A 22,053-nucleotide genomic window follows, 5' to 3' on the forward strand; every position below is an offset into this window, starting at 1 on the left:
CGGATTGGAAAAGTATCAGCGCTCGGCGAGCGCTGCCTCACCCTTCTTTTCACGCAGCAGGTTGACGAAGCGGCGGAAGAGATAGTGGCTGTCCTGCGGGCCCGGCGATGCTTCCGGGTGGTGCTGGACGGAGAAGACCGGCTTGCCGGTGATGCGCAGGCCGCAATTGGTACCGTCGAACAGCGAGATGTGGGTCTCTTCGACGCCCTCGGGCAGCGACTTGGTATCCACCGCAAAGCCGTGGTTCATCGAAACGATTTCCACCTTGCCGGTCGTGAAGTCCTTGACCGGATGGTTCGCGCCATGGTGGCCCTGATGCATCTTTTCGGTCTTTGCGCCAACCGCAAGGCCGAGCATCTGGTGGCCGAGGCAGATGCCGAAGATCGGCAGGTCGGTCTTGATGAGGTTCTGGATGACAGGAACGGCATATTCGCCCGTCGCAGCCGGGTCTCCGGGGCCGTTGGACAGGAACACGCCATCCGGCTTCAGCGCCAGGATGTCTTCGGCCGAGGTCTGCGCCGGAACGACCGTGACCTTGCAATCGAGACCGGCAAACAGGCGCAGGATGTTGCGCTTGACGCCAAAATCGACGCAGACGACGTGATACTTGGCATCGGCTTCGCCGAGCGTGCCGTAACCCTTGTTCCAGACCCACGGCGTTTCAGCCCAGGTGGAAGACTGGCCGGAGGTGGCTTCTATGGCGAGGTCGAGGCCGACGAGGCCGCTCCATGCCTTGGCTTCCGCCTTCAGCGCTTCGATGTCGAAGACGCCGTTCGGATCATGGGCGATAACCGCGTTCGGGGCACCGTTTTCGCGGATCCATGCCGTCAGGGCGCGGGTGTCTATGCCGCAGAGGCCGATGACGCCGCGGGCCTTCAGCCATGCATCCAGATGCTTGACCGCGCGGAAGTTCGAGGGGTCGGTGATGTCGGCCTTGAAGATGACGCCGACGGCGCCGCGCCGGGCGGCGGGCGTCAGGTCTTCGATATCTTCTTCATTGGTGCCGACATTGCCGATATGCGGGAAGGTGAAGGTAACGATCTGGCCGAGATAGGAGGGGTCGGTGAGGATTTCCTCGTAACCCGTCAGCGCCGTGTTGAAGCAGACCTCGGCCTGAACCTTGCCGGTTGCGCCTATGCCTGTTCCTTCAATCACCGTGCCATCGGCAAGAACAAGCATTGCGGTCGGTTTGCGGGTAGTCCAGGGCGCTGTCTCGGTCATCTCGTTCCGTTTCTGCCGCTTCGCACCCCGCCTCTTGAAAGGCAGGGGGTAAGGGGCCATTTTTGTCGCAGGCTTCGTGACATAAAGGGGCGCGCGATAAAGCTCGCGTTCCGACCCTTCGTTAAAATCTCGTGCAGGTGCCGGAAAATAACGAAAGCAGCCCAAGCGGTCAACCGCAGGGCCAAGATTTACGTGGAATTAAACCGACGTATTTTCAAGGTCTTATGCATTTGATTTGCTTGAGCGTGTCGGCTCGTTTATGTCGTTTCGCAAAATGAGGTGGAAAGTTTCCGTATCGAGAAGCTGCGGAAAGCGCTTTCCCAAGGAGAAGAAAAATGATGCGCGACACGTTCGCAAACGCTTTGAAGGACGCATTGAAGGCTCGTGATGCACGCCGCACCTCGACCGTGCGTCTCATCCAGACGGCCATCAAGGATCGCGATATCGCCAACCGCGGCGTGGGCAAGGACCCCGTCAGCGATGAAGATATCATGCAGATTCTGACCAAGATGGTGAAGCAGCGGGAAGAATCCGCCAGCATCTATGAAGGTGCGGGCCGTCCCGAACTTGCCGCTCAGGAGCGCGAAGAAATCGTCATCATCAAGGAATTCATGCCGGAAGAAATTCCGGCCGAGAAGGTGCGCGAACTTTGCCAGGCCGTCATCGCCGAAACCGGTGCTTCCGGCCTGCGTGACATGGGCAAATGCATGAATGCGCTGAAGGAACGTTATCCCGGTCAGATCGACTTTGCGAAGGCCTCCGGCGTCGTGAAGGATTTGCTGAAGTAGGTTTGCCGCTCCAGAAAAACCAAAAGCAGGGCAGCCATGGCTGCCCTGTTTTTTTTTGTCCGCAGAGACCCACTCAGGTGAACCGAAATGTTGTCATGCGCAGGTATCAAGGGCGGCGTAAAAGCCCGCTCGGCTGCGGCATAAAAATCCGGCAGTCCGAGCAAAACAAGTGGTATGATCGCATTTGCCCCATTTGTTTTGTCACATCCAAAGGCTTGTTCGCTGGTGGGATATTAACAACGGAGTGGGTCGTGAATTTCAGTCTCGATGCAGCATCGGTAGCCGATATGTCTGCTGTTCAAAATATGATGCAATTATACACGCATGATTTCTCCGAATTTTGGGCTGGGACGCCGCGAGGTGAACTTGGCCAAGATGGCAGATTTCCCGATTATCCGATCGCGCCGTATTTTGAGTGCCCCCGGTGGTCAGCTTTCCTGTTTAAGATAGACGATAAGCCTGTTGGATTTGCACTTATCAATGATAAGGGCCACTCGGCCTTACCGACCGAATATTCCGTCGGAGAGTTTTTCATCGTGCGAAAGTATCGCGGACAGGGGCTTGGTCTGATTGCGGCACAGAGACTTTTTCATCGGTACCCGGGGGCCTGGGAAGTTGCCGTCGCCAGAAAAAACACGACGGCGCTGGTATTCTGGCAGGGAGCAATCCGGAAATGTGCCGCTGAGGGCAGCGTTTCCGAACTGGACTGGAACCGTCCTGAATGGAATGGCGCCATCTTCCGGTTTCGCATTTGCGCATAGGAACGCGCCGGAGCCAGAAGTATAGCGAAAAAGTAAAGGCAGGGCAGATGTGGGCTGCCCTGCCTTTTTCTGTCGACGAAAACGCATTCCGGCGGATCAGAATGCTCTCAAGCGCAGGCGTTTTTCGGGGGACGTGCCTGCGGGCGTCGGCAGATTTCTGCGATTTCGTTGCTTTGGCTGTGGCTGTGTTTTTACATCGCGCGGACGGACTGCTCAAATTACAAAAACATAATTTTTAGTGATGATGCAGCGCCACAAATTTGCCTAAAGCAGGCGCAAAGGGCTTTGCCAGCTTTTGCGCCACCCTGTGAATAACGGGTATTGTGGCTGTGAACTGGTTCATAGGGTTGGTGCTGGCGCCATTCTGCGCTTATATGAAAGACTGGCCTCGAACAGGTAACCCATGCGCTTTTCCAACTCTTTCCTTGATGAGATACGCGACCGCGTGAACATCTCCGATGTGATCGGCAGACGTGTGTCCTGGGACAAGAAGAAGACCAATGCGCCGCGCGGGGATTATTGGGCCTGCTGCCCGTTCCATGGCGAAAAAAGCCCGAGCTTTCACTGTGAGGACCGCAAGGGGCGGTATCATTGCTTTGGTTGCGGCGTTTCCGGCGATCATTTCCGCTTTCTGACCGAGCTTGAGGGCTTAAGTTTCCCGGAAGCCGTGCAGCAGATCGCCGATATGGCCGGCATTTCCATGCCGCAGCCCGATCCGCAGGCGGAGAAGCGGGAGCGTGAGCGCACCTCTCTTCAGGACGTCATGGAAATGGCGACGCTGTTCTTTCAGGATCAGCTGCAAACGGCGCTCGGCGCTCGGGCTCGGGCTTATCTGCGCGATCGCGGGCTGACCGGGCGTACCATCGAGACTTTTCGGCTGGGTTATGCGCCTGATAGTCGCAACGCGCTGAAGGAGCATCTTGCAAGCAAGGGTGTTTCCAAGGAGCAGATGGAAGCCTGCGGGCTGGTGGTCCATGAAAACGTGCCGGTTTCCTATGACCGTTTTCGCGACCGCATCATGTTCCCGATCCTGTCCTCGCGGGAAAAGGTGATTGCCTTCGGCGGCCGCGCCATGGCTTCGGATGCGGTGGCGAAATATCTCAATTCCAACGAGACCGAGCTCTTTCACAAGGGCAATGTTCTCTATAATTTCGCCCGTGCACGTCGGGCCGCACAGGCGGCGGGCGGCACGGTCATTGCAGTCGAAGGGTATATGGATGTCATCGCGCTTTATCAGGCGGGCGTCGAAAATGCCGTCGCACCGCTCGGCACTGCCTTGACCGAAAGCCAGCTCGATCTGCTCTGGAAGATGTCGCCGCAGCCGATCCTCTGCTTCGATGGCGACGGCGCCGGCATTCGCGCCGCCAACCGTGCCGCTGATCTCGCCTTGCCACATATCAAGCCGGATCGCTCCGTCAGCTTCGCGCTTCTGCCCGACGGCAAGGATCCGGATGATCTCGTGCGTCTGGAGGGTAGGGCGCCTTTCGACCGCGTTCTTTCCGAGGCAAAGCCGCTGGCCGCGATGATCTGGAGCCGCGAGACCTCAGGCGTTACTTTCGATACGCCGGAAAAGCGTGCCCAGCTTGAGAGCCGCCTGCGGCAGATCGTGGCCGTTATTGGTGACGAGACGGTGCGGCGCTTCTATCAACAGGACATGCGTGACAGGCTGAATGCCTTCTTCCAGCCGCGCTTTCAGGCAGGCGGGCAGCAGGGTGGCAATTTCCGCCGCAATGGCGCACAGGCGCCGGGGCGTGGCTTTCAGCGCAACGCACCGGGCCGGGGTGGGGCTATGGCGACACCTGCCAGCAGTATTTCGGAACGGTTGGCGCAATCCGGCCTTGTCAGGGGTTATCAGACCAAGCCGTCGCTTCGGGAGAGCGTTCTGGCCATCACCATCGTCAACCATCCCGAACTGCTTCTCGAGGAATATGACGAGATCGCCGCGATCGATTATGAGAACCGTGACCTGCAACGCCTGTGGTCTACGGTTCTGACCTACGCGGCCGAAAATGCGGCTGCGATATCGCGGGCGGGGCTGATCGAGCGCCTGTCGCAGCAGGGCTTCGACGTGCTGCTGAAAACCATGGATCAGCAGGTGCGCAATGCCCGTCTGTGGACGGCGACCGGCGAGGCGGCGATGGAGGATGCACGGGAAGGTTACGTGCAGGCGCTTTCCCTGCACAAAAGGACAAAGTCGCTCCTCTGGCAGAAAAAGGAGCTGGAGCGCGAAATTGCCGAGGCGACGGATGATGAGCGCGGGACCCTTCTGGTGCGCGCGCTTGCCGAGGTTCAGCTGGAGATCGGCCGAATGGAAAATCAGGAGGCCATCATCGATGGTTTCGGGGTTATGTCCGGCCGGGTGAAGGGACCGGCCGTCGGGCATGGATGATCGTCGCGGCAAGAATTGAAAGGTGTGTGGGGTTGCCTTTTGCGGCAGGCGTCCTAAATAGGGGATAGTCTGGTGATAATTCGCAAAATGCGGCTCTTTTTAAGAATTTCCGTGGCTGTCTCGCCTTCAAAGGCTTGACGGGGCGGGAAATAGCGGGAATCACCAATTCAGGAAAAGTAAGGTGGAATGAGCCTTGGCGGATAGAAATTGCATGAGCAAGCATTTCCGGGTGCACTGTCCTTGCATTCTGCCTGAGGCTGCCGTGGTTAATCGGCAATTAAAGATCACTCCGTTAGGTGTCTGACAGTGATTCGCGGCAATGCGCCGGATGCTCAAGGGGCGGACGGCGATGCGGCGGAACAGGTGTTAGCGTCAGGGAAAGCGACGAGATAGATGGCAACCAAAGTCAAAGAAAACGAAGAAGCAGAAAACGAACGCGACGGTGCGACGGACGGCCCGCTTCTCGACCTTTCGGATGACGCGGTCAAGAAAATGATCAAGGCCGCCAAGAAGCGCGGCTATGTGACGATGGACGAGCTGAATTCGGTCCTGCCGTCCGAAGAGGTGACCTCCGAGCAGATCGAAGACACGATGGCGATGCTGTCCGACATGGGCATCAACGTGATCGAGGACGAGGATGCCGAGGAAGCCGCCGGTGGCGATGACGACGGCGATTCCGACGGTGACGATTCCGAGGGTGGCGAACTTGCGCCTTCCAGCGGCACCGCGCTTGCGACCGCCAAGAAGAAAGAACCAACCGACCGCACCGACGACCCCGTGCGCATGTATCTGCGCGAGATGGGTTCTGTCGAGCTTCTGTCGCGCGAAGGCGAAATCGCCATCGCCAAGCGCATCGAGGCTGGCCGCGAGACGATGATTTCGGGCCTGTGCGAAAGCCCGCTGACGTTCCAGGCGCTGATCATCTGGCGCGACGAACTCAACGAAGGCACCACGCTGCTGCGCGAGATCATCGATCTCGAAACGACCTATTCCGGCCCGGAAGCCAAGGCTGCGCCGCAGTTCCAGAGCCCGGAAAAGATCGAGGCCGACCGCAAGGCCGCCGAAGAAAAGGAAAAGACCCGCAAGCTGCGTGCTCCGACCGGTGACGAGGATGTCACCGATGTTGGTGGTGACGGCCTGCCGCCGGAAGAGGAAGAAGAGGACGACGACGAGTCCAATCTTTCCCTTGCCGCGATGGAAGCCGAACTGCGTCCGCAGGTCATGGAAACGCTCGACACCATTGCCGACACCTACAAGAAGCTGCGCAAGCTTCAGGATCAGCAGGTGGAAGCGCGTCTGGCCTGCACCGGTACGCTCTCTTCCGGCCAGGAGCGCCGTTACAAGGAATTGAAGGATCAGCTGATCACGGCCGTGAAGTCGCTTTCGCTGAACCAGAACCGCATCGACAGCCTTGTCGAGCAGCTCTACGACATTTCCAAGCGTCTGATGCAGAACGAAGGCCGGCTGCTGCGCCTTGCGGAATCCTATGGCGTCAAGCGCGACAGCTTCCTCGAGCAGTATCACGGTGCGGAACTCGATCCGAACTGGATGAAGTCGATCGCCAATCTGGCCGCCCGCGGCTGGAAGGAATTCGCGCGCGAAGAAAGCAACACGATCCGGGAAATCCGCCAGGAGATCCAGAACCTCTCCACGGAAACCGGCATTTCCATCGCCGAATTCCGTCGCATCGTTTCGATGGTGCAGAAGGGTGAGCGCGAAGCGCGCATCGCCAAGAAGGAGATGGTCGAGGCCAACCTGCGTCTCGTGATCTCGATTGCGAAGAAGTACACGAACCGTGGTCTGCAGTTCCTCGATCTCATTCAGGAAGGCAATATCGGCCTGATGAAGGCGGTGGACAAGTTTGAATACCGTCGCGGTTACAAGTTCTCGACCTATGCGACATGGTGGATCAGACAGGCGATCACCCGCTCGATTGCTGATCAGGCCCGCACGATCCGTATTCCGGTGCACATGATCGAAACGATCAACAAGATCGTTCGTACCTCGCGCCAGATGCTGCACGAGATTGGCCGCGAGCCGACCCCGGAAGAACTGGCCGAAAAGCTGGCCATGCCGCTGGAAAAGGTGCGCAAGGTTCTGAAGATCGCCAAGGAGCCGATCTCGCTCGAAACCCCCGTGGGTGACGAAGAGGATTCGCATCTCGGTGACTTCATCGAGGACAAGAACGCGCTGCTGCCGATCGACGCCGCCATTCAGGCGAACCTGCGCGAAACGACCACCCGCGTTCTGGCTTCGCTGACACCGCGTGAGGAACGTGTTCTGCGCATGCGCTTCGGCATCGGCATGAACACGGACCATACGCTGGAAGAGGTCGGCCAGCAGTTCTCGGTCACGCGCGAACGTATTCGCCAGATCGAGGCGAAGGCGCTGCGCAAGCTGAAGCACCCAAGCCGCTCAAGAAAGCTCCGCAGCTTCCTCGACAGCTAAGCTTTTGCTTCCTTTAAAATTGAACCCGGTCAGTCAGCTCTGGCCGGGTTTTTTGTTTTCCGCACCGGCGAACTCTGCGACAAGCCTTATGTGTGAGGCAGGCGATCCGCTTCCGCTGGATATGTCCGGGTTCGATTTGGTTCGGTAAGATGCAACAGGTTTCGGCAGGCAGGTGGCGGTGGAAGGGATGGGCGATGCCCGTCTCCGTTCTTCTGCATCTTGTCGTCGTGGCGATTTTCCTTTTCGAATTGCCGGAGCGTGTAGCCGAGCCGCAGGAACCGGAAAGCATCAGCGTCGATCTGGTGCCACCGCCTGAGGAAAAAAAGGCAGAAGAGGCCCCGCCGCCCGGTGAGGAGAAGGCGAAAGAGGAAAAACCGCAACCTCCGCCACCACCTCCCGCGCCACCGGCTGAAGAAGCGAAACCGGTGCCGCAACCGCAGGCGACGTTGCCTTCCATCGCCATGCGGCCGGAAGAGGCGCAGGCAGACCCTGAGGACAAGGCCGGCAAGACTGAAGAAGCGGAAAAGACACAACCATCCGCAGAACCGCCGCGCGAGCCCGAGAAAGCGGCCGAGGAAAAGCCTGCGCCCGCCGCCGCCAACAGCGACCTCAAGGTTTCCGCCGAGCAGGGAGAGATCGCGGTTGCGCCGATGAAAGAAGAAGCGTCACCGGAGCAGCCGCCAGTACCGCAACCAAAGCCGCCTGAGGAAAAGCCTTCTGAGGCAAGGGAAAACAAGCCCGCGAAACTTCCTGCGGCTAAGAGTTTGCTTTCATCGGCTCTACTGACACCGGCGCAGAGACGGCAGATGTTTGGCGATCTACCGCCGCGGCGTCGTATCGTGCAGCTTTGCCAAGCGGAAGCACTGGCCCAAATAAGACAGGTTTACGCTGATACCCGCGGCATGTATGGCTTTTCCGACACGGGCGGACGTATATCGGGCAATGTTCTTGACGCGACTGGCGGCGCATTCAACGTCGGCGACGTCTGGCGCGATGTCACGTTTCAATGCGAGGTGGATGTCGATAACTATGCAGTGACGGCCTTCAGAATTAAGATGGGGGACGTCATCACGCCAGCTGAAGCAAGGAAACGGGGTTTCACCGGTCGGTAGCAGATCGGTCGCCGAATTAAAAAATGATCCGTCCTCCAAATGCACGGAAAACCTCGGTTGACGTTTGTCACTTGTCGCTCAAACGCGCTCCGCATCGCCCACCAAAACCCCAATCCCGGCCATTAGCGCATCCTCGTCATAGGGCTTCCTGATCACCGGAACAGCGCCGAATTCATCCGGCACCATGCTGCCATCGGCGTAGCCGGTAGCGAACATGAACGGGATGCCACGGCGGTGAAGTTCCCGGGCGACGGGAATGGAGGTGTCCGAACCGAGATTGATGTCGAGAATTGCCACGTCAGGCACATAGCTTTTCAGCTTTTCAATTGCCATCGCAGACGAAGTCGCCGTTTCGATGGTTTTGATGCCGTTATCCTCGAGCATGTTTTCGACGTCCATGGCGATCAGCATCTGATCTTCGACGAGTAATATTTTCAACGGCTCCTCCCGGTTATAGCGGCTGGATTGCCGCGCGGGCTCATTTTCTGTCGGTATTTCGACACTTTCGGTGGCTGACGAGACATGACGGAAGGGCAGCATAATTTCTGCCTCCAATCCATCGGGCAAATAGCGCAACGTACTGCGTCCGCCGAGATCGTAAGGAATGCTGCGGCTGATAAGCGCCGTGCCGAAGCCGGCGCGGGATGGCGTCGGCAGTTTGGTGGTCAGCACTTCCCGCCACTCGATTTCGCAATCGCGGTTTTCGTTGACCCACCAGCGCACATGCAATTGCCCACCGTTCTGCGAAAGCGCGCCGTATTTGGCGGCGTTCGTCGCCAGTTCGTGCAGAACGAGCGCCATGACGGAGAAGGCGCGCGAATCAAGTGTGACGTGGGGACCTTCGAGTTTCACCGTCGTTTCCGGGGAACGATGCGGCGATAATTCCGCGTCGAGAAGATCGCGCAGCGCGCCGCCACCTTCGCCTCGGATGATCTGATCATGGGCAAAGGACAAGGCTTGAATACGGCCCTTCAGGGCAGCCACATATTCCTGCAGGGTCTTGCCTTCCTGTGAGGGATTGCCGACCAGCGATTTGATGATGGCGAGAACATTCTTGACGCGGTGGTTGAGCTCCTCGTTCAACATGCGCTGGCGCACTTCGGCGCGTTCCCTTTCGCCGGCCATTAGCTCGCTGTGATGGAAGGCGACCTCGACCAGCGCAATTCTGGCGGCTTCCGCTATTTCCCGGTCATCTTCCGACCAGGGCTGCGCCCTCTGATGCACCGTCTCTTTCCAGATCGCGAAACTCTTGCGTGGTGTGAGACGGTCCCCCATCGGGCCGGTTTCATAGGATTTTTCCGGATTGCCGGCCCAGTTCAGATTTTGCACGATCTCCTTGCGGAAAAACAGGAGATAGTCCTGTTTCACCTGAGAAAGTGGGATGGCGAGCATTCCCGCTGCCGTGTCGGCGTAGATTTCCGCCTCAGGTATCGCCTGCGACAGCGCATGGGTCGCCCAGACCCTGCCTTCCGAGGCCGAGGCGACGAAACGCGCGAGCCTTGGAATGGCGTCATGCGGTGGTGTTGCGCCATGGCCGTGCCAGTTGTTGTCTACCCAGAGACCGACACCATCACACGGCATCAGATCGGCAAAATCCTGAAAACTGTCGATCAGCAGTTCTTCGATATTGGCGTGGTGCGCGGCTAGCCGCAGGAAGCGATCGAGCGCGGCATGGGCATGGTTGACGGTGTCCAGCCGACGTTTCTGCTTGAGGACCTGCAAATGCATGGAGAAGAATTCTCCAAACATTTCAGCGGCAATCCTCACCGGCATTGTCAGGACACGCGGGGAATAATGGTGACAGGCGATCAGACCCCAGAGGGTGCCATCGACAATCACCGAAATCGACATGGAAGCGGCGACGCCCATATTGCGAAGATACTCGCAATGGATGGGAGAGACGCTGCGGAGGTGCGCGAAAGAGAGGTCGAGCGGTTCGCCGGAGATATCAAGGGCGGGCAACACGGGGATTCGTGTGCCGCTGGCATCAGAGATAATGCGGAGCGTGTTCTTGAGATAAAGCGTGCGGGCCTGCTGGGGTATGTCGCTGGCGGGGAAATATTGGCCGAGGAAGCTTTCCAGTTCCGGTTGCTTTGCTTCCGAGACGACCTTGCCGGCTCCATCTTCCTCAAAGCGGTAAATCATTACCCGGTCGTAGCCAAGCGTCGCCTTTACCAGCCTGGTCGTTCTGGAGATGAGGCTTTCCACGCTGTCCGCCTCGCGAATGCGATCCACCATCTTGCGTGCGGTGCCCAGGGGCTGGGTTTCGCTGCGGGACGGTTCGAATTCGATGATCGTGGTGGATTTGTAGCGGTGGAGCGAAATGTCGAAGCTTCGGCCGTCGCCCATTTCCGTTGCGGGCAACATGGCCGGGCGCGTTGTCCTCCCGGTTACAGTCAGCGCGTTGCGGAGGTTGTGTACGATGTCCTTGCCGAGAACCTCTTCGGCGGTCCGGCCATTGATATCGCCTTCCACACCCAGAATGTCGCAGCAATTTGCCGAATGCCGCAGCACCATGCGCAAAGCGTTATCGCAGGCGATGAGACAGCCATGGGGTTGAATATAGCCGGGGATATGGATGGGCTCGCGGTCGCAATTGGTCAGATCGACACGATAGTCAGTGGGTGCCATGAGAAAGTCTTTCGCACCCTGTGTCAGTCCTGCGCTGCAAATGCCGTGTTTGTCTATGGAAGGGATAGCCTGGATAATTCATTATTATATTGCCAACCCTTCCCCGTTTTATGCAACTGCAGTGGCGGTTTTCCGTTCTGCTGTCATGGGCTGTTATCGCCCTGTCGTCTTATACTTATCGCCATCGGATAGAATTTGACATGGTGCAACGTTCGCAGCGCCGATTTTGTTCCCGACTATTTGAAAGAAAAACGTGCCGCAGAAGAAAATAATCATCTCTACCCACGGGCAGGGCCTTTACGAGTTTACGTCTGAAGCAAAAGGCTTCGTAAATCAGGCCGGCTCAACGGAAGGCTTGCTGACAGTCTTTGTCCGGCACACGTCCTGTTCCCTGCTCATCCAGGAAAATGCCGATCCCGACGTCCGGCGCGATCTCACGGAGTTTTTCTCCCGTCTCGTCCCGCCTTCGAGCGATCCTTCCATGCGGTGGGTTGTCCACACCCTGGAGGGGCCCGACGACATGCCCGCCCACATCAAATCGGCGCTGACGATGGTTTCCATCGGCGTTCCCATCACGGATGGCAGGCTCGTGCTTGGCACCTGGCAGGGCCTTTATCTCTTCGAACATCGCGATCAGTCGCATCGGCGCGAAGTCGTGCTGCATATCTCGCCGTGATGTGCGGATCCTGATCGGGGTGTCCGCGTTAACCACCCTGAACGCCTGCTGAACATTCGGTTCTGCTGATATTCAGATGGGCGAGTCTAGGGTCTCGTCAATCGCCGGGGGATGTTCCCCCGACGTCAAAGAAACAAACGGAGTGAGTTCATGTTCAGCACCTTCGCAAAAGCCGGCCTGGCTGCCCTCATCGCCCTTGGTGGTATTTCCGTCACCGCTCCAGCTGCTTCGGCCGGCTCGGATGTACAGTTCCGAGTTCAGGTTCAGGATGGTTATGGTCATCGTCCCGGCTGGGGCCGCCCGGATCGCCCGCGCCGTGGCTGCTCGCCCTGGCTTGCGGAAGAAAAGGCAAGCCGCATGGGTCTTCGCCGCGCGCGTGTTGTTGATGTATCTCCGCGCCGCGTCGTCGTTGCAGGTTTTGACCGCCACGGCCGTGACCGCATCGTATTCGCCAATGAGCGCGGCTGCCCGGTGATCCGCCGCTAAAGGCAGCGATCCTGATCGATCTGCCGGCATCCCCGTCCCGGCAGATGGACAAAACGCCCCTCGCTTCCTGAACGGTAGCGAGGGGCGTTTCATTTTATCTGTGCTATGGCGGAGGCCGAGCCGGTGCGGGCGGCCCAAAAGCCGCCCTTGCCGATTACTGCTCGAGCGCAAAGGTGACGTTAACCACAACGCTGTAGCTGTTTTCACCAGAGGCAATCGGGACACTGTCCGCTTCCTTCGCCATGGAGGCGCGCATCATGGCCTGCGGCACCGGCATCGGGCGCTGCGAGTTTTCGGTGATCTGGATAACACGGCCGAGCTTTACGCCAGCAGCTTCGGTCAGGGTCTTGGCCTTGGAAAGAGCGTCGGCCACGGCCTGTTTGCGAGCCTCGGTGACGGTGGCTTCAGGCTTGTCGTTGGTGAAGCTGATGTCTCCACCCTGGTTGATGCCGAGCTTGACGGATGTATCGAGGATCGCGCCGAGTTTCTTCAGGTCCCGCACCCGCACGGTCAGGCCGTTGGACACCTGGTAACCGGTGATTTCGGGAGCGACATAGACGCCGTCCTTTGGCTCATAATGCTTGTAGAGCGGCTGCACCGAGAAGTTGCTGGTCTGCAGGTCACGATCCTCGATCGCCGCCTCCTTCAGCGCCTTCAGAACATCGGCCAGCGCCTTTGAATTTTCCGAAAGAGCGGCCGCCGCGGTCTCTGCCTGCTTGACGACGCTGAACGACAGGATTGCCATATCAGGAGCGATGGCCGCCTGGCCTTCGCCGGAAACGCTGATTGTGGCTTCACGCGGGGTGGCCTCCTGCGCGAGCAACTGGCCGGAGAGCGGCATCATGGCTGCTGCTGTCATTGCGGTAAGTGCAAAAAGGCGGGCCGATTTTGTCTTCATGGTGTTTCCTCGTTGATTGAGTCCCTTGAACGGGTATTGCCTTAGATTGTGTAGCTAATACGGCGGCACTGTTTAGCGAAAGCATCAATGGCTTGTCGGGCTGTAAAAATTGCGTTAGAGCGTGACCACCGGATTCGAACCATTGCGAAACCGGTGTTTCGGATAGCGTTTTCCGAAGGGGCCTGTAGCTCAATGGTTAGAGCCGGCGGCTCATAACCGCTTGGTTGGGAGTTCGAGTCTCTCCAGGCCCACCATTTTTCTTTTTTAATCAGATGGTTGTTGATTTTCTGTGCTGATCGCGGGGGTGCTGTCGCGCCGCACGCAGTATCGGTGAAAGCGCGTGGTGGGGATGAAAATCGTATCTCGCAATCTCATTCGCTGAAAGCAGCCCGGCTTGCCATTTGAAGCAAACCGGGCCGCAGGATCGGACATCAGTTGCAGACCCGCATGCTTTCGGTGTGCCAGCCGCCGTCATAGGAATTCGGAACCCGCCGGTCTTCAAACCAGCAGCGCGGCGGCGGCGGTGGCGGTTCGTAATAACGGGGGCCGCTATTATTGGCGATGGCGCCGCCGATCAGGCCACCGATGACGCCTGCTGCGAGGCCTCCGGCAATGGCTGCGCCATCATTGTGGCGACGGTGTTCGCGATAGGGCGGTGGCGGCGGGCCGCCACGGTCGTAGCCCCGATCGTAACGCGGACGGTAGGGATAGTCCTGCGCGCTGGCGCTGCCATAGGATGCGAAAATGCTGCCAGTGGCAACAAGCGCGGCAATCGTGGAAAGAATTATCTTTTTCATCGGGCTACTCCATAAGCCTGCTTCGGGAGATAGAGGCTCATTATGCCCGCATGATGGCACGGAACTGCTGAACGGCTTGTGAATGTTTCATTTTTACGGAGTTCATATTGTTCCGTTTTTTCGCAGAGCGGATCGTAGCCTGCGCTGGGCTTCTGCAACGAAAGAAGCCCGGCGGATGGCCGGGCTTCGGGTCTACAAAACTCGATTGTGATCAGAACTTCACGCCGAGGCCCACCTTGACGGTGTGCTGGTCAAGGTCGGTATTGATGCCAAATATGTCCTTGTCGCCGTAATCGTTGTAACGATATTCCAACCTGCCGAAGACATTGTCGGTGAAGGCGTAATCCAGACCTGCGCCAACGGTGTAGCCGTTGAAGGTGGCGGTGTCCTTGCCGGCGCCGGGGGTGTCGATGAAGCCGCGTGTGGCGGTCCAGCCGGCCGTGCCATAAAGGAGAGCGCGATCGAAGGCATAACCAACGCGGCCACGAACGGACCCTTGCCAGTCGGTGCCAATGTTCACGCCTGCATAATCATTGTCATTCCAGTTATAGTCGACGTCACCCTCGATGCCGAGAACGAAATTATTGTCGAACTGGTAATTGTAACCGGCGAAGGCGCCGAGAATGCCGCCATCGAAATTATCCGAGCCTATGGGGGCACCGGCCGAAAAGTCACCATTTGCCCAGCCCGCGCCACCTTGAATACCAAGATAAGGACCAGACCAGGTGAAGACCGGTAACGTTTCCTGTGCGACCGGAGGCGCCGGTGTTTCGTAGACGGCATCCGCGGCCATTGCGGTGCTGGCCGAAAGGGCCAGGAGCGACGTTACGATCAGCGTTTTCATCGTTTTCTCCCTGAGCTGACTGATATGTAGCATAGTTTAGTAACTTTTAATATGGGGTGGCTTTCGGCGGTGCCAAGGGGCGGCTTGTCGTCCCTGCCGGCTGGCCTACTTACCTCCATGCCGCGGCGTTTCGTTATGTCCCGCCATGCTGTTCTGATGCTGCGAACGTCTTCGGCGGCGTTTGGTTCCCTTCGCCGTTCTTTCTGAGGACGGCAATGCCGGCGCTATCTGTCACGCTTGGTTGTCTTGACACCGGGGGGAGCACCCATAGAGTTGTGGCTGACGGCTGCGATGCCGGTGCTTCGCGCCATATGCTAGAGGCTTGAGCCGCCGTCGAGATAATACCCCAACGACCGCCTCGCGCGGCCGTTTGTGGCTGGAAGGGCAGGGGAGGGCAGAAACGTATGGAGCTTTATTTTAGCGGAGGAGGGGCGACGTGATTGTCGGAGCCGTTCTCAGCGCCATTCTTCTCCTCACCCTTATTGCATTTCCGCGGCATCTCAAACCAGTGGTCATCTGCCTGCTCCTGATATGGGCCGGCACGGCTGCCTTTGTCATTTACGACTGGCGTCGCAGCAGCCAGCGGCTGGAGCATATCGTCGCGACTGCCGGGTTCGAGGCCGCCTGTCCGGACCCTGCATTGCCCGTTCGCGTCAGCTTCCGCAATGATAACAATGTCGCGGTGCAGCGTCTGACCTACACGCTGGAGGGCTTCGAACCGGCCTTTCGAGCTTCCGTATCGTTCGATCCCTATCAGGTGAGCGAAAGGCGGATCGAAGCCGGGGAAACCTTCGCCGCCTGCCGGACATTTCGCCTGCGCAACAACGAGCGGGTGGAACCGCAAAGGCTGGAGTGGCGGGTTACCGTCATTTCCGCCGAATTTGATTGAAGAGATCACACCGGTGCCAGCAATCACGGTATTTTGAGAATTTATGCTTGGGTCCAAAGGCCCTGCATTGCAACCGCTCCATGGGCCTGCCGTGCCCCGGCTGCTTGCGAAGCGCACGGGCCGCGACGGGGCGTGACTTGTTTTCGCCGGTTTGCGGTGTCATCTGCCACACATTGGATTGATGTCGCGGGTTGATGTTTTGCGTATTTTTCTGAAGTTTTTGAAGATCACGGCCATTGGCCTCGTTGCCCTCCCGGTTTTGGCCGGCGCACATATGGGCATCGGCCAGCTGACGGGGAATTTTCATGAGGTCATTCCCGGCGAGCTTTATCGTTCGGCTCAGCCGAGTGGCAAGGACATCGCCGCTTACGCCAAGGCCTATGGCATCAAGACCATCATCAACCTGCGCGATGAAAAGCGTGAAGCCTGGTATGATACCGAAAGCAAGGCCGCGAAAAACAACGGCATCCGGCTGGTCGACTATCCGCTGAGCTCAAGCGAGAAAGTCTCGGTGGAAGATTCAGAAACGCTGGCGGCGGTGCTGCGCAACGCGGAAAAGCCTGTTCTCATCCATTGCGAACATGGGGCGAACCGCACCGGGCTTGCCTCTGCGATCTATGTTGCCGCCGTGGCAGGCAAGAGCGAGGCGGCCGCCGAGTTTCAACTTTCGCCCTATTACGGCCATGTGCCGATCCCTGGCATCGGGCGTTATGAAATGTATCAGTCCTGGGATGACTTCGAGGAAACAATCGGGTTTTGACTGTTGCTTTATCCTCGGCCCTATGCCGGGGATCTAACCGCGTTGCGTCCGGCCGATAGGCTGCAGATGCCCGGGACAAGCCCGAGCATGACAGTGGAGAAGTCTTCGAACGCCGTTGCGAACAACGCGCTTAATAAGCCCCGCCGCTTTCCCCGATCACCCTTGTCAGGCTGCCCGTAGCCGGGAAAAGCGGGATGAGGCAGGCCTGGAGGGCGTGGTATATATCACCCTTGCCGGGGAACAGCGTGTGAGCGGGAACCAGATTTTCCGTCAGTTCCTCATGCCAGCCGCCATTTTCATGGTCGATGAAGCTGTTGGCGATGGTGCTCCAGATGCGGCGGTAGCTGTCTTCATAGAAAGGGTCCGCCGGCAGGTTTTCGTTGAGGAAATGGGCCGCACCCGCCGCTTCGCACATGGGCCACCAGAGCTTTGCCCGCTTGTCGGGATTGTCGTTCCAGTCGAGCGTATAAAAGAAGCCGCCCTTTTCCCGATCCCAGCCAAGCGCCATGGACTGCACGAACAGCGATTTGGCGGCCACCGGCATCCAGTCGTGGCGGCGATCACCCAACACCCAAAGCTGGAGGAGGAGGCGCGCCCATTCCAGCCAATGGCCGGGGGTGGAGCCGGAGGGACGGAACATCTCGTTGCCGCGATAGTCCTTGTCGAGTGTCCAGTTGTCGTCGAAATGCTCCGGAACCCGGAAATCCAGTTCACCGGCGCGACGGCGGATGAGAAGATCGGCGATGCGTTCGGCCTTGCCGAGGTAGTTTTTGTCGCCGGTCACCTCATAGGCGGCCATCAACGCTTCGGTCAGATGCATATTGGAATTCTGGCCGCGATAATTATCGATGGGCGACCAGTCACGGTTGAATTCCTCGGCGATCGCGCCGTGCTTTTCTTCCCAGAAACGGGTTTCCAGCACTTCGGTAATATCGGCCAGCATCTGGTCGGCGAGCGGGTGGCCGACGGTCTTGGCGGAGGAGGCGGCCAGAAGCACGAAGGCATGGCCGTAACCCTGCTTGGTGGCGTCCAGGGGGCCGGCATCGTTAACCTGCCAGAAATAGCCGCCATGCTCGCTGTCGCGATGCCTGTTCCAGAGATAGGTCATGCCGTGGTCGACAATATCGCCACAGCCCGGACGGCCGAGCAGATGGCCGATGGAGAAGCAATGCACCATGCGCGCGGAGGCATGGATGCCGCGCACGGGATCGTTTGCCTGCAGCGGCGCGCCCTTGACATCGAGATCGAAGAAGCCGCCGGCAGGATTGAGCGCCCGGTACTGGAAGAAGTCGAAAAGCCCCTCGGCCTGTTTTACCAGCCACTGGCGGTGCCAGGGCAGGGTATTCCAGTTTCGGCTGTTGTGATCGTCCTCAGACATCGCGTCCTCCATGCGGTTTGCTGCTTCGGCTTATATCCTTGCCGTATAAACCTGTCATCTGTCAGCGATATTTCGTAACGTGACGCAACGACGCAAAGCCATGCCTGTCCCTTGAAGATATATTGACATAAACATATCTTTATGTGACTTGACGACTTGCGATCTTGCAAATCGAAATGAGGAGTGTGCCCGTGTTTGACGATCTGTTTGGCCCTGAGGGGGCAAAGCGCGACGGCGCGGAAATTTTCAAGGCGCTGCGCGAAGCCGCCAGCGAACGCATCCTCATTCTCGACGGCGCCATGGGCACGCAGATTCAGGGTCTTGGTTTTGACGAAGATCATTTTCGCGGTGACCGCTTCATCGGCTGCGCCTGTCACCAGAAAGGCAATAACGACCTTCTGATTCTGACCCAGCCGGACGCTATCGAAGACATCCACTATCGCTACGCCATGGCGGGTGCGGATATTCTCGAAACCAACACGTTTTCCTCGACCCGTATCGCGCAGGCTGATTACGAGATGGAAAATGCGGTCTATGACCTCAACCGCGAGGGTGCGCAGATCGTCCGCCGCGCCGCCCAGCGCGCCGAGCGGGAAGATGGCCGCCGCCGTTTTGTCGCTGGCGCCATCGGCCCCACCAACCGTACGGCCTCGATTTCGCCAGATGTCAACAATCCCGGTTACCGCGCCGTCAGCTTTGACGATCTGCGTATCGCCTATGGCGAGCAGATCGACGGCCTGATCGACGGCGGCGCCGATATCATCCTCATCGAGACAATCTTCGATACGCTGAATGCAAAGGCGGCGATCTTCGCCTGCGAGGAGCGTTTCGAGGCCAAGGGCATCCGCCTGCCGGTCATGATCTCGGGCACGATCACAGACCTATCCGGCCGCACGCTTTCCGGCCAGACGCCGTCTGCCTTCTGGAATTCGGTGCGCCACGCCAACCCCTTTACCATCGGCCTTAACTGCGCACTCGGTGCGGATGCAATGCGTCCGCACCTGCAGGAGCTTTCAGACGTCGCCGACACCTTCGTCTGTGCCTATCCGAATGCAGGCCTGCCGAACGAGTTCGGACAGTATGACGAAACGCCTGAGATGATGGCGCGTCAGGTGCAGGGTTTCGCCCGCGACGGCCTCGTGAACATCGTTGGCGGTTGCTGCGGCTCGACGCCGGAGCATATCCGGGCGATTGCCGAAGCGGTGAAGGATTACAAGCCGCGCCCGATCCCCGAGCACAAGCCCTTCATGTCGCTTTCGGGCCTTGAGCCCTTCGTGCTGACCAAGGACATTCCCTTCGTCAACGTCGGCGAGCGCACCAACGTCACCGGCTCGGCCAAGTTCCGCAAGCTTATCACCGCCGGTGATTACACGGCGGCGCTGGCCGTTGCCCGCGATCAGGTGGAAAACGGCGCGCAGATCATCGACATCAACATGGATGAAGGCCTCATCGATTCCGAAAAGGCGATGGTCGAGTTTTTGAACCTCATCGCTGCCGAGCCCGACATCGCCCGCGTGCCTGTCATGATCGACTCGTCGAAGTTCGAGATCATCGAGGCAGGTTTGAAATGCGTTCAGGGCAAGTCGATCGTCAATTCCATTTCGCTGAAGGAAGGCGAGGAGAAGTTTCTCCAGCAGGCGCGGCTCGTCCACAATTACGGCGCGGCAGTCGTTGTCATGGCCTTTGACGAGGCGGGGCAGGCGGATACCTATCAGCGCAAGGTGGAAATCTGCGCGCGGGCCTACAAGCTGCTGACCGAAAAGGCCGGGCTGGCGCCTGAGGACATCATCTTCGATCCGAACGTCTTTGCTGTCGCGACCGGTATCGAGGAGCACAATAATTACGGCGTTGATTTCATCGAGGCCACCAAGACCATCCGCGAAACCATGCCGCTTACGCATATTTCCGGTGGCGTTTCCAACCTTTCCTTCTCCTTCCGCGGCAATGAACCGGTGCGCGAGGCGATGCATGCCGTGTTCCTGTATCACGCCATCCAGGTTGGCATGGATATGGGCATCGTCAACGCCGGTCAGCTTGCGGTTTATGACAATATCGACCCGGAGCTTCGCGAGGCCTGCGAGGACGTGGTGCTGAACCGCCGCGATGACGCGACCGAACGCCTGCTGGAGGTCGCGGAGCGTTTCCGGGGCACGGGCGCCAAGGATACCAAGGTTCAGGATCTTTCCTGGCGTGAACTGCCCGTCGAGAAAAGGCTGGAGCACGCGCTGGTCAACGGCATCACCGAATATATCGAGGCCGATACGGAAGAGGCGCGCCAGAAGGCGGAGCGTCCGCTGCACGTCATCGAAGGGCCGCTGATGGCCGGCATGAACGTGGTGGGCGACCTCTTCGGTTCGGGCAAGATGTTCCTGCCGCAGGTGGTGAAATCCGCTCGCGTGATGAAGCAGGCCGTGGCGGTGCTTCTTCCTTACATGGAAGAAGAAAAGCGCCTGAACGGCGGCGAAGAGAAGAAGGCGGCCGGCAAGGTGCTGATGGCGACCGTCAAGGGCGATGTGCACGATATCGGCAAGAACATCGTCGGTGTCGTTCTCGCCTGCAACAATTACGAGATCATCGATCTCGGCGTCATGGTGCCGACGACGAAAATCCTCGAAACGGCAATCGCCGAAAAGGTGGATGTGATCGGCCTTTCCGGCCTCATTACCCCGTCGCTGGACGAGATGGTGCATGTGGCCGCAGAAATGGAACGGCAGGGTTTCGACATCCCGCTGCTAATCGGTGGTGCGACGACGAGCCGTGTGCATACGGCGGTAAAAATTCATCCGCGGTATGAGCAGGGGCAGGCGATCTATGTGACCGACGCCTCGCGCGCCGTGGGCGTCGTGTCGGCGCTTCTCTCCGCCGAGCAGAAGCCGGCTTATATCGACGGTATTCGCAGCGAATATGCCAAGGTGGCAGAGGCTCACGCCCGCAACGAGCGTGAGAAGCAGCGCCTGCCGCTTTCCCGCGCCCGCGAGAATGCGCACAAGATTGACTGGTCGAGCTATAGCGCCGTCAAGCCGCAGTTCTTCGGCACAAAGGTATTCGAGACCTACGACCTGGAAGAGCTTTCCCGGTACATCGACTGGACGCCCTTCTTCCAGACCTGGGAGCTGAAGGGCCGTTTCCCGGCCATTCTCGAAGACGAAAAGCAGGGAGAGGCGGCGCGGCAGCTTTATGCCGATGCGCAGGCAATGCTTGCGAAAATCATCGAGGAGAACTGGTTCCGGCCGCGTGCGGTGATCGGCTTCTGGCCTGCCAACGCTGTCGGTGACGATATCAGGCTGTTTACGGATGAGAGCCGTAAAGAAGAACTGGCGACTTTCTTCACGCTGCGTCAGCAGCTTTCCAAACGCGATGGACGCCCGAATGTGGCGCTCTCCGATTTCGTTGCGCCCGTCGATAGCGGTGTTGCCGATTATGTCGGCGGCTTCGTGGTAACGGCGGGTATCGAAGAAGTGGCGATTGCCGAGCGTTTCGAGCGGGCGAATGACGATTATTCGTCCATCCTCGTGAAGGCGCTGGCCGACCGTTTTGCGGAAGCCTTTGCAGAGCGCATGCATGAGCGGGTGCGTAAGGAGTTCTGGGGTTATGCACCGGATGAGGCTTTTGCCGGTGATGAGCTGATTGGAGAGGCCTATGCCGGTATCCGCCCGGCACCTGGCTATCCGGCCCAGCCCGACCACACCGAAAAGAAGACGCTGTTTGCCCTGCTCGACGCCACCAATGCGGCGGGTGTGGAATTGACGGAAAGTTACGCCATGTGGCCGGGTTCTTCCGTCTCCGGCATCTATATCGGTCATCCCGAGAGCTATTATTTCGGCGTTGCCAAGGTGGAGCGTGATCAGGTGCTGGATTATGCGCGCCGCAAGGATATGCCGGTTGAGGAAGTGGAGCGCTGGCTCGGTCCGGTGCTCAACTACGTGCCGACGAACGGCGAGGAGAAAATCGATAGCGCGGCCTGATGGTTCACGC

Annotated in this window: 16 protein-coding genes and 1 tRNA gene; 11 read left to right on the forward strand and 6 right to left on the reverse strand. The window is 58.7% G+C overall.

Features of this window, described 5'->3' with window-relative positions:
- Positions 1 to 15 precede the first annotated feature (15 nt).
- Entirely contained in the window at positions 16 to 1,221 is a 1,206-nt protein-coding gene (carA, locus tag FHW77_RS06165) for a glutamine-hydrolyzing carbamoyl-phosphate synthase small subunit (RefSeq protein ID WP_004442887.1), read from the reverse strand.
- 338 nt (positions 1,222 to 1,559) lie between these two features.
- Here carA and FHW77_RS06170 point away from each other — a divergent pair, with 338 nt between their 5' ends.
- The 5 genes from FHW77_RS06170 to FHW77_RS06190 all read left to right on the forward strand — a co-directional run bounded on the left by FHW77_RS06170 (position 1,560) and on the right by FHW77_RS06190 (position 8,719).
- Positions 1,560 to 2,009: a GatB/YqeY domain-containing protein gene (locus FHW77_RS06170; RefSeq protein WP_004442886.1), complete on the forward strand. Its 450-nt coding sequence runs from the start codon at positions 1,560 to 1,562 to the stop codon at positions 2,007 to 2,009.
- 251 nt (positions 2,010 to 2,260) lie between these two features.
- Positions 2,261 to 2,770 (forward strand): GNAT family N-acetyltransferase, encoded by a 510-nt coding sequence (locus tag FHW77_RS06175; protein ID WP_004442885.1) that lies wholly within the window; start codon positions 2,261 to 2,263, stop codon positions 2,768 to 2,770.
- 403 nt (positions 2,771 to 3,173) lie between these two features.
- Positions 3,174 to 5,159 carry a DNA primase gene (dnaG, locus tag FHW77_RS06180; protein ID WP_004442884.1) on the forward strand — a complete coding sequence of 662 codons (1,986 nt, stop codon included), beginning with the start codon at positions 3,174 to 3,176 and terminating at the stop codon, positions 5,157 to 5,159.
- A 393-nt stretch (positions 5,160 to 5,552) separates the two neighbouring features.
- Entirely contained in the window at positions 5,553 to 7,607 is a 2,055-nt protein-coding gene (gene rpoD, locus FHW77_RS06185; RefSeq protein WP_004442883.1) for an RNA polymerase sigma factor RpoD, read from the forward strand.
- A 194-nt stretch (positions 7,608 to 7,801) separates the two neighbouring features.
- Positions 7,802 to 8,719, forward strand: a complete 918-nt coding sequence (locus tag FHW77_RS06190) for a DUF930 domain-containing protein (protein WP_004442882.1) — start codon at positions 7,802 to 7,804, stop codon at positions 8,717 to 8,719.
- 78 nt (positions 8,720 to 8,797) lie between these two features.
- On the opposite strand, the gene FHW77_RS06195 is transcribed toward FHW77_RS06190, so the two are convergent.
- Positions 8,798 to 11,350, reverse strand: coding sequence for an HWE histidine kinase domain-containing protein (locus FHW77_RS06195; RefSeq protein ID WP_004442879.1), 2,553 nt, complete (start codon positions 11,348 to 11,350; stop codon positions 8,798 to 8,800).
- 253 nt (positions 11,351 to 11,603) lie between these two features.
- On the opposite strand from FHW77_RS06195, the gene FHW77_RS06200 reads away from it, so the two are divergent.
- Together FHW77_RS06200 and FHW77_RS06205 are read left to right on the forward strand one after the other, a co-directional pair.
- Positions 11,604 to 12,026 carry a secondary thiamine-phosphate synthase enzyme YjbQ gene (locus tag FHW77_RS06200; RefSeq protein ID WP_004442878.1) on the forward strand — a complete coding sequence of 141 codons (423 nt, stop codon included), beginning with the start codon at positions 11,604 to 11,606 and terminating at the stop codon, positions 12,024 to 12,026.
- Between the two features lie 150 nt (positions 12,027 to 12,176).
- On the forward strand, positions 12,177 to 12,512 hold the full coding sequence (locus FHW77_RS06205; protein ID WP_004442876.1) for a hypothetical protein: 336 nt from the start codon (positions 12,177 to 12,179) through the stop codon (positions 12,510 to 12,512).
- Between the two features lie 154 nt (positions 12,513 to 12,666).
- Here the strand turns inward: FHW77_RS06205 and FHW77_RS06210 are convergent, their stop codons facing one another.
- Positions 12,667 to 13,410 carry an SIMPL domain-containing protein gene (locus FHW77_RS06210; RefSeq protein ID WP_004442875.1) on the reverse strand — a complete coding sequence of 248 codons (744 nt, stop codon included), beginning with the start codon at positions 13,408 to 13,410 and terminating at the stop codon, positions 12,667 to 12,669.
- A gap of 178 nt (positions 13,411 to 13,588) precedes the next feature.
- Here FHW77_RS06210 and FHW77_RS06215 point away from each other — a divergent pair.
- Positions 13,589 to 13,664, forward strand: a tRNA-Ile gene (locus tag FHW77_RS06215).
- Between the two features lie 177 nt (positions 13,665 to 13,841).
- On the opposite strand, the gene FHW77_RS06220 is transcribed toward FHW77_RS06215, so the two are convergent.
- Positions 13,842 to 14,207, reverse strand: coding sequence for a hypothetical protein (locus tag FHW77_RS06220; protein ID WP_004442874.1), 366 nt, complete (start codon positions 14,205 to 14,207; stop codon positions 13,842 to 13,844).
- Positions 14,208 to 14,418: 211 nt separating this feature from the next.
- Positions 14,419 to 15,051, reverse strand: a complete 633-nt coding sequence (locus FHW77_RS06225) for an outer membrane protein (protein ID WP_004442873.1) — start codon at positions 15,049 to 15,051, stop codon at positions 14,419 to 14,421.
- Positions 15,052 to 15,487: 436 nt separating this feature from the next.
- Here FHW77_RS06225 and FHW77_RS06230 point away from each other — a divergent pair, with 436 nt between their 5' ends.
- Complete coding sequence (locus tag FHW77_RS06230; protein ID WP_044459626.1) at positions 15,488 to 15,940, forward strand: hypothetical protein; 453 nt, start codon at positions 15,488 to 15,490, stop codon at positions 15,938 to 15,940.
- Positions 15,941 to 16,139: 199 nt separating this feature from the next.
- Positions 16,140 to 16,700 (forward strand): dual specificity protein phosphatase family protein, encoded by a 561-nt coding sequence (locus FHW77_RS06235; RefSeq protein ID WP_034498853.1) that lies wholly within the window; start codon positions 16,140 to 16,142, stop codon positions 16,698 to 16,700.
- Positions 16,701 to 16,830: 130 nt separating this feature from the next.
- Here the strand turns inward: FHW77_RS06235 and FHW77_RS06240 are convergent, their stop codons facing one another.
- Positions 16,831 to 18,090: an AGE family epimerase/isomerase gene (locus FHW77_RS06240; RefSeq protein ID WP_034498785.1), complete on the reverse strand. Its 1,260-nt coding sequence runs from the start codon at positions 18,088 to 18,090 to the stop codon at positions 16,831 to 16,833.
- A 179-nt stretch (positions 18,091 to 18,269) separates the two neighbouring features.
- On the opposite strand from FHW77_RS06240, the gene metH reads away from it, so the two are divergent.
- On the forward strand, positions 18,270 to 22,043 hold the full coding sequence (gene metH, locus FHW77_RS06245; RefSeq protein WP_004442869.1) for a methionine synthase: 3,774 nt from the start codon (positions 18,270 to 18,272) through the stop codon (positions 22,041 to 22,043).
- Positions 22,044 to 22,053 lie beyond the last annotated feature (10 nt).

The organism is Agrobacterium sp. RC10-4-1 (genome assembly GCF_014138475.1).
GTDB lineage: Bacteria > Pseudomonadota > Alphaproteobacteria > Rhizobiales > Rhizobiaceae > Agrobacterium > Agrobacterium pusense.